This window comes from Halomonas sp. DP5Y7-2 (assembly GCF_019802025.1).
Taxonomy (GTDB): Bacteria; Pseudomonadota; Gammaproteobacteria; order Pseudomonadales; family Halomonadaceae; genus Halomonas; species Halomonas litopenaei_A.
Genome location: NZ_JAHVHY010000010.1, coordinates 55,878 through 69,438 on the forward strand (window position 1 = coordinate 55,878; position 13,561 = coordinate 69,438).

Here is a 13,561-nt window from a genome sequence, read left to right on the forward strand (position 1 = left end):
TGTTCGACAAACTCCGCCGCGTGTCATGGCCCGTTATCACAGGATGATAGACCGTTAAGACTCGGTGACCTATGGAAGATTTCAAACTCTCGGACGTCGTTCACTTACTTGAGGCGATGGAAGAAGCGAGTTCATTGCCCGGTACCAAACCGGCCGGATGTCGTTGCTGCGACAGAATAGGACTACCCATCTTACCAGTGCGTTATGGCGTATCGGATCGCCATACGAGTGACTGGCGTCAGGACCTTCCTTGGTCCATGGCGGTGCATGCCAATCGTCAGTTTCCTGCACCGCGCGAGGTACGCTATGTGCTTCGTTTGATGCGTGAAGGGTATCTGTATCTATTTGATGAACGTCGAGCGCGCTGGCAAGCGTGGGCTATTACCCATGACTCGAGATTTGAAGAGTTCGACCCCATCAAACGTGATGCCGGGGCGATCACGAGTGGTGAGACCTATACGAACCCTCCTTGTAATGTGCCGGAGAATAACCTCACCGCACGGTTGATTTCGTTGCCCAAAGCCCAGGAAGCCAGCACGGTTCACGTGGGTTACAGTGATCATCCCTTGACCGACGCCATGCTGGGACGGCTTGAGCGTAACGAGGGCGGCCTGAGAGATCGACTGTTCAGCCCTTTCGATGTAGCCGCCTGGCTGAATACGGGCGACAGCGCTGGGGCGATTCCCTCGGTAGAGCTTGGCAAGTACGTCATGGAGTATAGTGACTACTATCCCCGAGAAGGCCAGGAGGATGATGGGTTTCCCTTTCTTGGCCTCGACGACCGCCTGCCTTCAGCGACACAAAGGTTGCGGGAGCGCATGAACTGGATGGTGCAGGATACCCCTCAGTGGATCGATAAGACGCCAATCGTGGCTGTGCCGGATCCCATTGGCATATGTATGTCGGTCAATCACTTTCGCAACCAGGCCAAGCTTTGTCTTGATAGCTATGCCCGTCGCAAGGATGTCGTGGAAAAGAAAGTGACTTCGGAGTTGATCGAGGGGATCCGCGAGGCGGTACAAAGTAAGGCTGAACACCAGGCTGACCGGTATATCGAGCGGGTGAGACGAGCAGAGGTATTTGGTGATCAGAGGCTTGCCGAAGAATTTGATGCGCTGACAGATCATACAGAGCAGGCGCGTCGCTGGGCGCTGATGGGGGATATCGATCGGGGCAGGATCGAGCGAGGTCGCCGAGAGCTGGAAATCCTGCGGGGGCAGCAGGATTCCCGTGCGCCAGAGTATCGACGTCGCGCTATCGAGCAAAGTTGGGAAAAGTACCTGGAATGCTACAACGAACAGCAGCGCCTCGACTTTGAATCACACTATCGTGCCCATCTTGAACGGGATACCCATGCGGTAGTTCGCCTAGCCGAGATTCACCGGGACTGGTTGGCGTCCGACGATGTCCGCCATGCCCTCCAGGGCTATGACGAAGGTGATCTGGATAATGGTGCGGCCTATGAAGTGGCGGTCGCTGCCATGACCGTCGGCATGAGCATGACGGAAGTGGGCCAGGAGGCGGTCGACGACCTGATCGAGCGATCGCTTGATGACATCGACTCTTACCTGTGGCGGGCCACCTTTGCCAACTACAGGCCGGCCATGGATATGGTTAAGGAGATGGTCTTCGAGGCGGCGTTTTGGGGCAGCAAGGTCGTGGGGCCGCTGAAACGTGTGCTTGGGGCAGACATGGATCAACGCTCCCAGACAGAGAACCTGTTGGCGACAATGGCGGACGCCATGGCTCGTAAGCTGGGATTCGTCAGTAGTGCTGATATCGCCAACAATACCTTGGCCAGAATGTGGCAAGCAGTGGGATGGACACGCTATGGTATCAAGACATCGCTGATGTTCTTCGATGCGAAGCCAAGCCAGCTTGTTTCCATGTACGACCAAGTGCTGTGGCGCAACGAGCTTGCCATTCGCAATATTCAGCACGACCTTATTCACTTCTTTCCTCCTCTTGACGATATCGCTCACGAGCAGCCGATACGCCTGTGGTCCTTCGTCCCCACGTCGATCGATCCCCTGCAACGCCCGATCATTCAGGCAGAACTCGCCCAGTCGCTGGAAATGCGAAAAATCGCGGTAGCGGCGACGCTGACGCCCAACACTTGGTTCGGCATCTTTGGGGCCAGTCTGGAAGTCATCAACTCCGTTCGCCTTGGCGAGGCCGTATTTGATGACAACGCCGCTGAAAGCCAAGCCGAGCGAAACTCCTTCTTCGCGGGCGGATTGCTCTATCTGGCCAGCAGCATCGTTGGCGTGGCCAATCAGATGATCCACCCCGTCGCTGTGCCAGAAAGCCGCTTATATAAAGGCCTGGCCTGGGGAGGGGGCATTGCGGGCGCACTGGGGGCCTGGATCTTTAGTGTATGGAATGCGGTGAAGGCTTACAGAGCTTTTCAAGATGATAATAAAATAATGGCTGCGCTTTACTTATCATCTTCTCTAATTTTTATCGCTTCCGGGGCATCGGCGCTTGCTGCTGTAGCTCAGCAGGTAGGCAGGATATCTGCTACAGAAGCAGCGTTTGGCTCTTTGATTATCAGTCGTTCTGGCTGGGCGCTGGTGGCAGCAAGACTGGGCTGGATTGGCCTGGCGGTGTCACTGTTGATCGTGGTGTTCGAGAAAGATTCTCTGGAAAAATGGCTATTACGCTGTGTGTTTGGCAATGGAGATGTGAATGCTCGTTACCGAGATGTTCAGGCGGCACTCGACGCTCTGGATGATATGACACGATAAAAGCGCGACGAGGAAAATTATCGATGATTAATGAATATTTTTCCCAGATTCTCTATCGCAATAGGGGGCTTGACTGGTTCGACGAGTCACTTGAAATTCCTAAGGATGACGATGTTATCTTTGATCTTAAAAAGCAGGCCATCGAAGAACCCTATGAAGGAGAGTTTATCTATAAAAAAAATAGTATTTTCCTTGAGACGGTGAATGCCGATGAATTTTGTCGGCGAGGAATGTATACGGCATTGTTCGGTTTTCTATTTGGTGGGCTGGTTCCGTTTTTCGTTTTTTTTCTTGTTGTTGTCCTGTTTGATATGATCGTAGATGGCTTTGATTTTGCCTCCTTAATTCTGGCATTCCTGATTTTTATCGGGATAACAGGTCTCATCTATCTAGTTTGCAACGCCCACTCCGCCTGGGACTGCTTTACCTATCGCCATGCGGCGATTCGTTTTAACCGTCGTACCCGCCAAGTTCATGTGTTCTATACGCCTAAGCTGGGCGGTCCGCGTAGCTATCCCTGGGATGATATTCAGGCCACCATCACGACTTTCGACAATGGTGGCTACTTTGTGTTGAATATTCTGGCGGCCACTCCAGATGGCGCCCGCTACTACGATAGCTTTCCGGTAGGGGGGGAGTTGGTCAAGTATGAGGAATGTCTGGGCTGGTGGGAGTATATCCGTCGCTATATGGAGGAAGGCCCCGACAGCGTGCCAGAACCGGGCTGGTATCATACGGATCGGCTGTCGTTGAAGGAGTCCTTTCTGCGCTGGTTTCCGCTAAGGGAGATGAAGCGAGACAAGGCCCGCGGCCATGATATCCGTTATTCCCAGTGGCGCATGGTGTTGATGTCACCCTTGCTTGCGCTGTTTTCACTGGGTCACTTTGTTTCGATGCTGACGAGTCGAAAGGTAGCGTGGCCAGAGGAGATACGCCGCGTCTGTGGGGAAGCGGACCCGTGAGGCAAGGAATGCAGGGGAGGTGGCTTGCGAGAAGGCAGGGAGCGTTCGCTCGGTAAACAGGTGGGGCAAAAAAACGGCGACCCAAGGGTCGCCGTTTTTTGTTCTATCACGATACGGACTGTCTGATAGCCCCGCTAGATAGCTCAGCTAGATAGCCCTGCTAGATAGCCCTGCCCGCTAGCGGCGCGGTCTGGCCGCTAGCGGGTAGCGCAACCGCTCAGACGGTGGGCTGGGCCACCAGCGAGCGGGTTTCTTCCTTGGCTTCGGTCAGGGCGACACGCACGCTGTCGCCGAGCTTGAAGCGCTCTTCACCTTCGATCTGGATGCGGCCTTCCTTGTCGTCCACCACCACCTTGTCGCGGTCAGCGTGCATCAGCGGAGCCGGGACGAAGGCGGTCGCGCCATTGGCGGTCAGGCGCACGCGCATGCCGCCGCGGTTGATCGCGATGATCTCGGCCTCGAACACATCTTGCTGCTTGGCCGCCGGGGTCAGATAGCGCACGTACAGCCAATCCTTGACGTCACGTTCCGCCAGGCGGTTGAGACGACGACGCTCGGTCAGCTGTTCGGTCAGCTCGATGCTGGCTTCCTTGGGGGCCTGCTCACCCTTGAGCACACGCTTGATCAGGCGATGGTTGACCATGTCGCCGTACTTGCGGATCGGGGAGGTCCAGGTGGCATAGGCGGCCAGTCCCAGGCCAAAGTGCGGACCCGGCTGGGCCGACATGGCGGTGAAGCCCTGGAACTTGCGCAAGCGGGCATCCAGCCAGGCGTCATCGCGGCTTTCCAGCGCTCGCTTGAGCTCCTTGTAGCGGGACAGGTCGGTCAGCGCCTCACGTTCGACGCTGATGTCCTGGGTCTCCAGGAAGCTCTGGGCGGCCTCGGCCTTGTCGTCCTCGAAGGCACGATGAACGTTGAAGATGCCATGACCGACCTTGTCGGCAAGCAGCGCCGCGCAGCACGCATTGGCGGCGATCATCGACTCTTCGATCATGCGGTTGGCGATGCGCCGCTCTTCGGTGCGGATCGCCAGCACGTTACCGGCCTCGTCCAGGTCGAAGACATAGTCGGGACGGTCCTTGAACACCAGGGCGTGCTCCTGACGCCAGCGAGTGCGTGCCTCGGTCAGATCACGCAGGGCCTTGAGCTGATCGCCGATGGACGCTTTAGGTGCCCACTCGCCCTGGCCCTCGAGCCAATCAGAGACGTTGTCGTAGACCAGGCGAGCCTGCGAACGCGCGGTGGCAGCGAAGAAATGATAGTCCCCGAGGCTGCCATCGGCGTTGACGTCCAGGCGACAGGCCAGCACCGGGCGTTCCTGGCCCTCGTGCAGCGAGCACAGATCATCGGCCAGCTGCTCGGGCAGCATGGTGACGTTCTGGCCCGGCAGGTAGACGGTGAAGGCACGAGTGCGGGCCTCGAGGTCGGCGGCGTGGCCTTCCTCCACGTAGGCGGTGGGGTCGGCGATGGCTACCGACAGGCGCCAGCCGCCGTCCTCGCGGACTTCGACGCGCAGGGCGTCGTCCATGTCGCGGGTCTTCTCGCCGTCGATGGTGAAGAACGGCTCCGCGGTCAGGTCCTCACGGGTGAGCCCTTCGTCGCGCAGCGGCCAGTCGGTACCGGCGTCGGGGCATTCCTGCTCGAGGGCATGGCGGGCCAGTGTGACGCGCCACGGCACGGCGGGGTCGTCGGTCTTGGCCACCAGTTCGTCGATCTGGGTGAAGAAGGCGCGGTCATCCGGCTTGAGCGGGTGGCGCACCAGTCGTGCCACGACCCAGTCCCCATCGCCGATGGTGTTTTCGTCCAGGCTGCGCTTGATGCGCGCCTTGAGGGCGGTCTTGATCGACGGGTGGTCGGGCACCACCGCCAGGCGGCCCTCGCGCAGCTGCACTCGGGCAACGAAGCGCTCCATGTTGCTTTCGATCAAGGTGTCGGGTTCGACCGACTTGCGCTCACCTTCTTCGTGCAGCACCGCCTCGACGCGATCGCCGTGCAGCACCTTCTTCATCGCGGGAGGTGGCACAAAGTAGGACGCACCATCATCGGTTTCGAGAAAACCGAAGCCTTTTTCGGTGGCTTTGATGACACCCGTGACACGGGGGGTGTTATCGCGGATCTGTTGCTTGAGCTGAGCCAGCAAGGCGTTGTTCTGCAGCATGGTCACGATCGAGTGGCGGGAATAAGGGGGCCACTATACGGATTGTTCGCGCGGCGGCCAAACCCCTTGCTCGGTGACAACGGGAAATCAAGATCTTGTGGGTACTTATCGGCCCTTGCCGACACGCTGACAAGAGCAGGGGCCTCCTTTCGCGCCCTGCTGGATACCTCGGGCGGGGTGTTGAGTGGCATCTCCCTTCGCCGTGAAATGCACAGTCAGGGTTCGACCAATGTGGTACTAGATTGGTATTCAATTGGTCTTCATGTGGAGCTATATTGGTCCTATTAGCTCCGAGGACCTGACCGCCATGGATTCACGATTCGATCGTCTAAGACTTGATGGAACGCTGGCCACCCCCCTGTATCGGCAGCTGGCGAATGAGCTGGAGGCCGCGATTCGCGGAGGCGAGTGGCGTGCCGGCGAAGCCTTGCCATCCGAACGCAACCTGGCCGAAGCGCTGGGTGTGTCCAGAATCACTGCCCGCAAGGCCCTTGATCAGCTGGAAACGACGGGCCTGATTCGACGGGATCGCGGTTCTGGCACCTTTATCCGGCCTAGCATGGACCAGTCTCTGACGCGTCTGACCAGTTTCAGCGAGATGTTGACCAGGCGGGGGTTTCAGCCTCGCTCGGAGTGGATCGCACGTGAGCGTTGCCAGCCCGGCAGTGAGGAGAACCTTCGCCTCGGGCTGTCCAGCAACGCCCAGGTGTCACGGCTCAAGCGCCTGCGCCTTGCCGATGATGTGGTGATGGCGGTCGAAGAAAGCTGCCTGCCGGTCACGGTGCTGCCCAACCCCATGGATGTGGACGTGTCCCTCTACCGCTGGCTGGAGGACGCCGGTACGCCGATCGTCCGCGCGCGCCAGCAGGTGACGGCGGTCAATGCCGATGCCGAGCTGGCCGCCCTGGCCCAGGTAGCACCAGGGCAAGCGCTGCTCAAGGTCACCCGTCTGGGGTTTCTCGCCGACGACACTCCTGCCGAGTTAAGCGTTACCTACTGTCGCACTGACTACTACGACTTCACCGTTGAGCTTGTCCGCTAGGAGGTGTCCATGACGATCGCTGCTACCCGCTTGAGCGGCAATATATTGACCCCGGAGGGCTGGTTGCTGGGTCACATGCGGCTGGAAGATGGCCGCATTGCCGCGATAGAAGGTCGCCCCGTCGACCCTGAGCAAAACGATGCTCCGCGGCTGATTCCGGGATTCATTGATCTGCACGTGCATGGCGGCGGGGGAGCGGACGCGATGGAGGGGGCCGCCTCGGTGGCGACCCTGGCACGCACTCACCTGCGCTTTGGGACGACCAGCCTGCTGGCGACGACCATGACCGCCACTCCGGCACAGGTCCGCGCAGTGCTGCGGGAGATCTCGACCTACATGCGTGAGCCGGAGCCCCAGGCATCGCGAGTCCTGGGCGTGCATCTCGAAGGACCCTACATCAACCCTGGCAAGCTCGGTGCCCAGCCGGCCCATGCCCAGGTCGCCAGCGTGGCCGAGATGGACGAGTTGCTGGCGCTGGCCCCGATCCTGGTGGTCACACTGGCCGCAGAGATCAGCGGCCATGGTGAGGTGATTCGTCACCTCAGCGAACAGGGCGTCAAGGTTCAGCTGGGCCACACCCTGGGCAGCTACGAGGACGGGGTGGAAGCCTTGGCACATGGCGCCTGTGGCTTTACCCACCTGTTCAATGCCATGACCGGCCTGCATCACCGTAAGCCCGGCATGGCCGGTGCCGCGCTAGCCCACGCTGAGTATGCCGAGATCATCCCGGATCTGTTGCACGTTCATCCTGGGGCTATTCGCACTGCGCTTCGCTGTATCCCGCGCCTGTATGCGGTGACCGACTCCACCGCGGCGGCAGGCATGCCCGATGGCGACTACCGCCTGGGAAGCCAGACGGTCTCCAAGTGCCTGGGCGGTGTGCGCCTGGCAGACGGCACCCTTGCGGGCAGCACGCTGACGATGGATCAGGCGCTGCGCAACTTCGTCGGTCTCGGCCTCAGCCTGGCCGAGGCCTCGGATCGCTTGTCGCGTTTTCCCGCCGACTTTCTTGGGCGCACCGACGTGGGCCGCCTGGAGGTTGGCGCGCGCGCCGATGTCGTCACGCTCGATCCCCAGTTAACGCTTTCGGCTGTCCACCTGGATGGTCATCTGGTGTCAGGAGACCCCCATGTCACTCATGCTTGAAGAGGCGCTGAATGCGCCGGAACGACTGCGCGGCCAGCTGGCGCGTAACCAGACCCTGCTGCGCGATCTGGGGGAGCGGCTGCGCCATGAAGCGCCCAGCGCTGCCGTGACGGTGGCGCGGGGCAGCTCGGATCACGCCGCCAGCTATCTGGCCTATCTGTGCATGCAGGCCCGGGGGATACCGGTGGCATCGCTGCCGCCCTCCCTGTCGACGCTTGCACGCACCCCCTGGAAGCTGCAAGGACAGCTATCCATTGCCATTTCCCAGTCGGGCCAGAGCCCCGATCTAGTGGTCAGCCAGCGCGCTCTGAAGCAGGGAGGCGCCACCACTCTGGCCTTGGTCAACACCGCTGAATCGCCACTTGGGCAGGCCAGCGATATCGAGATACCACTGTTCGCCGGAGAAGAACGCAGCGTGGCAGCCACCAAGAGCTTCCTGGCGACCCTGAGTGCAGGGGCCCAGTTGCTGGCGCACTGGAACGAGAGTGCCATGCTGCTGGGCGCACTCAATGAGCTTCCCGATCGGTTGGTGGAGGCTGCCGCTCAGGACTGGAGCCCTGCCGTGGAAGCGCTAAAGGATGTCGATCGCTTGATGGTGATTGGACGTGGCGCCGGCCTGGGGATCGCCCAGGAGGCCGCGCTCAAGTTCAAGGAAACCTGCGGTATCCAAGCCGAGCCGTTCAGCGGAGCTGAGGTCAAGCATGGGCCGATGGCGTTGATCGAGCCCGGCTACCCGGTGCTGGTGTTCGCTCCCCCGGGCGCCGAGCAGGCCGGTCTGCTGGAGCTGGCGGAATGGCTGGAAGGCGTCGGGGCCAAGGTGCTGCTCGCCGCTGACGAGCGGGTGGCCCGGCGACAGCTGACGCTGACCGGCACCAGCCATGAGGCCCTTGAGCCGCTGTCCGTCATTCAGAGCTTCTATCCGATGGTGGCACGTCTCGCCGAGGCGAGGGGGATCGATCCTGATCAGCCCCGTCACCTGCGCAAGGTGACCTGCACGGTCTAGCGCGATCCCTTCCACCCAAGCGTCCTCTCCTCAATGACAACGATACGGAGCAGATCATGGTTTTGAGCAATGTCACCCTGGTGGCGCCGGTCAAGGGGGTGGTGGTCCCCCTGGCCGACGTCCCGGATCCCGTGTTCGCCGAGGGCAGTCTCGGCCAGGGCATCGCCCTGGACCCGCTAGGCGGGTGCTTGCATGCCCCCTGTGACGGCGAAGTGGTTCAGTCTGCTCGCACCCATCATGCGTTTACCATCAGGAGTGATGAGGGCATCGAGGTCCTGGTGCACCTTGGGCTCGACACCGTGATGCTCGAAGGTCGTGGCATCGAGGCCTGCGTGACCCAGGGGCAACGGGTACAGGCAGGCGAACCTCTGTGTTACTTCGACCTGGACCAGCTGGCCTGCGACGCTGCCTCGCTGGTGACGCCCATGGTCGTGCTGGATAGCGGTGAGCGCCAGTGGATCGAGCTGGAGCTGCGTGCCGGCGATATCGTACAGCGAGGGGAACCACTGATCGTGCTGGGCCCGGCAAGCTCAGCGGTGGCCGGCGGCGTCGCTGGCGTTGAGCCGGCGGGGCCGCCGCTCGAGCGCACGGTGACGCTGGCCATTGAAGCGGGACTGCACGCACGTCCGGCGGCCAGGCTCAGGGCGATTGCCCGCGACCACCAGGTCGTCATGAGCCTGGGTGCCAAGGCGCGCACCGCGAGCTCCGGCAGTGTCAGCGCACTGATGAATCTTGGGCTCGAGTGTGGCGATGCGGTGCAGATCAAGGTGGAAGGGGCCAACGCTGAGGCGGCAATGGCCAGTGCTGTTGCCCTGCTGACCACAGCGGAAGGCCATGGCGCCGGTGACATTCAGCAGGCGGCCCCCGCTGCAGGGGAGCTGGAGCCTGGACAGTTAGGGGGCCTGACAGCCAGTCCCGGGATGGCCAGTGGGCCGCTTGCGGTGTTGAGCGTCAGGTTGCCTGAGGTGCCGCTAGAGGGTCACGGTCGCCAGGTGGAGTGTCCACGCTTGATGGCGGCGCTGGAGCAGGTAGGGGCGCAGCTAGAGGCGTCCAGGACACGTGCCTTGCGTGAAGGCCAGCAGGCCGAAGCTGAGGTGTTCGAAGCCCATCAGGCGTGGTTGGAAGATCCGGACCTGGTGGCATCGGCGGTCAGCAGGCTGGAAGAGGGGCTCAGTCCGGGGCAAGCCTGGCGTGAAGCCCTGGACGCAGAAGCCGACCGCCTTCGCGCCACCGGCAACGCCATCTTGATCGGTCGCATCGCTGACCTGAGAGACCTTCAGCGTCAAGTGATGCTGACCTTCAGTGATGGCCCGTCAACGGCCCTGGGGGAGCTGCCGGCAGACGCCATTGTCGTAGCCGATGACCTCACTCCCTCATCCTTCGTCGAGCTGTGCCAGCATGATCCGGCGGGGCTCTGCCTGGCGGCGGGCGGTACCACCTCCCACGTAGCGATCATGGCCCGCGCCCGGGGCGTGCCCTGTCTGGTGGCCATGGGCGGCGCGCTGCTTGAGGCAGCCGATGCCCATCACGGCAGCACGGTAGTGCTGGATGCCGACAAGGGGCGGCTGGAGCTGACGCCTGACCAGCCTCGTTGCGAACAGGTGGTGAAGGAGATCGCCGTCCGGGCCGCCCGCGCCGAAGAAGAACGCAGCCAGGCACACCTGGAAGTGGTGACCCGCGATAGCCGCATGGTAGAGGTCGCCGCCAATATCGGTAGCGCCGAAGAGGCCCGCCAGGCAAGCGCCAGTGGGGCGGATGGTGTCGGCCTGATGCGCAGCGAGTTTCTGTTCCTGGGGCGGGACTCGGCGCCCAGCGAAGCACAGCAGCGTGAGGAATATCAGGCCAGCGTTGATGCCCTGGGCGCCAAGCCAGTGATTATCCGCACCCTGGATATCGGCGCCGACAAGCAGCTGCCGTACCTGACGCTGCCGTCGTCACCCAACCCTGCCCTCGGGGTCCGCGGCATGCGCCTGTGGCAGTCTCACCCTGAATTGCTGGATACCCAGCTACGCGCCTTGCTGGGGGTCAAGCCGCTGCGTCATCTGCGCATCATGGTGCCGATGGTCAGCGATGCCAGCGAGCTCGAATGGGTGCGCGAGCGCATGGAGGCAATGGCGGCCGACATGCGCCTGACCGAACTGCCGCTGCTGGGAGCGATGATCGAAGTACCCAGTGCGGCGCTATGTTCCGCCGCCATGGCCAAGGTGGCTGACTTTCTGTCGATCGGTACCAACGATCTGACCCAGTATGGGCTGGCCATGGATCGCGAGGATGCGCTGCTGGCGGCCCGGGCGGATGTGCTTCACCCCGGCGTGCTGCGACTGATTCAGGCGACCCTGGCGGGCACCGGGGGGCGCTGCCCGGTGGGAGTGTGCGGAGCGGCAGCCGGCGATGAGCTTGCGGGTCCTCTGCTGGTGGCCATGGGCGTCTCCGAGCTATCGGTGGAGCCGGCTAGCGTAGCGGCGGTGAAGGCGCGCTTGCGACGCCTGGATGCCAGCGTGATCGCGCGCGAAATCGATACCCTGCTGGCGATGCCAGACGCTGCATCGGTGCGCCATGCACTGACGCAACTGGTAGAGGCCGCGCTGGTCGCCGAGACACCTTCCGAGAGGATCATGACATGACAAGCTCACTGGGCTCACGCCTGATGGCTGCGCTGCAGCTGCTGGGGCGTTCGTTGATGCTGCCGATCGCCGTCTTGCCGGTAGCCGGCCTGCTGCTGCGGCTGGGGCAGCCTGACCTTCTCGACATTGCCTTTGTGGCCAGCGCTGGCCAGGCGATCTTCGCCAACCTGGCGTTGATCTTTGCCATCGGACTGGCCGTCGGCTTTGCCGACGACAGCAATGGTGCTGCGGGCCTTGCCGGGGTGATCGGCTATCTGGTGCTGGATGCGGTGCTGGAAAGTCTCAACCCCGAGATCAACATGGGAGTGCTGGCGGGTATCATCATGGGTACCGTCGCGGGGTTACTGTACAACCGCTTCAAGGCCATCAAGCTACCCGACTATCTGGCGTTTTTTGGTGGCCGGCGTTTCGTCCCCATCGCTACCGGCCTTGCTGGCGTGGTACTGGGCATCGCCTTTGGTTGGGGCTGGCCGCCGATACAGCACGCCATCGACACCCTGGGCCATTGGCTGATTGACGCTGGCGCTTTCGGCAAGTTTGTCTACGGTGCACTCAATCGCCTGTTGATCGTCACCGGCCTGCACCACGTCCTCAACAGCTTTGTGTGGTTTGTCTTCGGCAGCTTTGGCGACGCCACCGGCGATCTCAATCGCTTCTTTGCCGGAGATCCGACTGCCGGTGGCTTCATGGCGGGCTTCTTCCCGGTGATGATGTTTGGCCTGCCGGCGGCGGCACTGGCCATGTACCACACCGCCGACAAGGGACGTCGCGCCCAGGTCGGAGGGCTGCTGCTATCTCTGGCACTGACCGCCTTCCTGACCGGGGTGACCGAACCCATCGAGTTCACCTTCATGTTCCTGGCACCGCTGCTCTACGCCTTCCATGCGGTGATGACCGGTCTCAGCATGGCCATCATGCAGTGGCTCGACGTCAAGCTGGGCTTTACCTTCTCCGCCGGGGCCTTCGACTATGCCCTGTCCTACGGTTTGTCCACCAACGGCTGGCTGATGCTGCCGGTGGGGCTGGCGATCGGTAGCATCTACTACGTGCTGTTCCGTTGGGCGATTGTGCGGTTTGACCTGCCCACGCCGGGACGCGAGCCGCTGACGCAGGACCCCCAGATGAGCGCCGCCGAACTCGGTGAGCGTGGTCCCGCCTTTACCACCGCCCTTGGAGGGGCGGCCAACCTCGAAGCGGTGGGGGCCTGTACCACCCGTCTGAGGCTGGTACTGAAACAGCCGGACCAGATCGACGAGGCAGCGCTGAAGGCACTGGGGTCTCGTGGTGTGTTGCGACTGGGTGGGGGCGGTGTGCAGGTGATCCTGGGCCCTATCGCCGACACCGTCGCCGACGAGATTCGTGCGGCCATGGCGGCTCAGGGGCAGACGCCCCCAGTGGGGGCTGATCCCGCCGAGGTCGTGGTCGGACAGAAGGTGTCCACCCCGACAAGCCTCAACGATGAGCAGGTAGCAGCGTGGCGCCGAGCCCTGGGAGGAAGTGACAACATCCGCGCGCTGGACGTTCGCGCAGCGACTCGCCTGCGTCTGGCGGTCCGTCACGATAGCGAGCTGGATGAGCAGGCCTTGGCCCAGCTGGGCTGCCACGGTGTGCTAAGGGTGGCTGAGGGCGTCTGGCATCTGGTGGTCGGCAAGGATGCGGACGCTCTGGCCGGGGGCCTGCGTGAGGCAGGCGTGGTGCCCGACTGAGCACGTCTCCCAGGAGACCTTGGCGAAGCACCCTACGCAACGGCATGCCGAGAGGCGTGCCGTTGCTCTTTCATACGTTGCTCTTGCATATGTTGCTTGCAAGACGCTGTCCCTTTGTGTCGCCGGTCGATGGTGTAGACTGCTGCGATCCCTGGCCCGATCCACTTGCAACG

The 13,561-nt window shown here is 62.0% G+C and carries 8 protein-coding genes; 7 read left to right on the forward strand and 1 reads right to left on the reverse strand.

Annotation, left to right across the window (positions count from 1 at the left end; genetic code table 11):
• Positions 1 to 71 precede the first annotated feature (71 nt).
• Complete coding sequence (locus KUW18_RS18235; RefSeq protein ID WP_222562053.1) at positions 72 to 2,747, forward strand: T6SS effector BTH_I2691 family protein; 2,676 nt, start codon at positions 72 to 74, stop codon at positions 2,745 to 2,747.
• A gap of 23 nt (positions 2,748 to 2,770) precedes the next feature.
• Positions 2,771 to 3,709: a DUF6708 domain-containing protein gene (locus KUW18_RS18240; protein WP_222562054.1), complete on the forward strand. Its 939-nt coding sequence runs from the start codon at positions 2,771 to 2,773 to the stop codon at positions 3,707 to 3,709.
• 217 nt (positions 3,710 to 3,926) lie between these two features.
• Here KUW18_RS18240 and KUW18_RS18245 read toward each other — a convergent pair whose 3' ends face one another.
• Positions 3,927 to 5,867: an exoribonuclease II gene (locus KUW18_RS18245; RefSeq protein ID WP_222562055.1), complete on the reverse strand. Its 1,941-nt coding sequence runs from the start codon at positions 5,865 to 5,867 to the stop codon at positions 3,927 to 3,929.
• Positions 5,868 to 6,174: 307 nt separating this feature from the next.
• Here KUW18_RS18245 and KUW18_RS18250 point away from each other — a divergent pair, with 307 nt between their 5' ends.
• From KUW18_RS18250 to nagE, 5 genes are read left to right on the forward strand one after another with little or no spacing between them, the layout of a single operon-like run.
• Positions 6,175 to 6,909 (forward strand): GntR family transcriptional regulator, encoded by a 735-nt coding sequence (locus tag KUW18_RS18250; protein WP_206944413.1) that lies wholly within the window; start codon positions 6,175 to 6,177, stop codon positions 6,907 to 6,909.
• Between the two features lie 9 nt (positions 6,910 to 6,918).
• Positions 6,919 to 8,055, forward strand: a complete 1,137-nt coding sequence (gene nagA, locus KUW18_RS18255; protein WP_222239276.1) for an N-acetylglucosamine-6-phosphate deacetylase — start codon at positions 6,919 to 6,921, stop codon at positions 8,053 to 8,055.
• Positions 8,039 to 9,058, forward strand: coding sequence for an SIS domain-containing protein (locus KUW18_RS18260; RefSeq protein WP_206944409.1), 1,020 nt, complete (start codon positions 8,039 to 8,041; stop codon positions 9,056 to 9,058). The genes nagA and KUW18_RS18260 overlap by 17 nt, the downstream gene beginning before the upstream one ends.
• A gap of 56 nt (positions 9,059 to 9,114) precedes the next feature.
• Positions 9,115 to 11,682, forward strand: coding sequence for a phosphoenolpyruvate--protein phosphotransferase (gene ptsP / locus KUW18_RS18265; RefSeq protein ID WP_222562056.1), 2,568 nt, complete (start codon positions 9,115 to 9,117; stop codon positions 11,680 to 11,682).
• Positions 11,679 to 13,388 (forward strand): N-acetylglucosamine-specific PTS transporter subunit IIBC, encoded by a 1,710-nt coding sequence (gene nagE, locus KUW18_RS18270; protein ID WP_222562057.1) that lies wholly within the window; start codon positions 11,679 to 11,681, stop codon positions 13,386 to 13,388. Before ptsP ends, nagE begins: the two co-directional genes overlap by 4 nt.
• Positions 13,389 to 13,561: the final 173 nt, after the last annotated feature.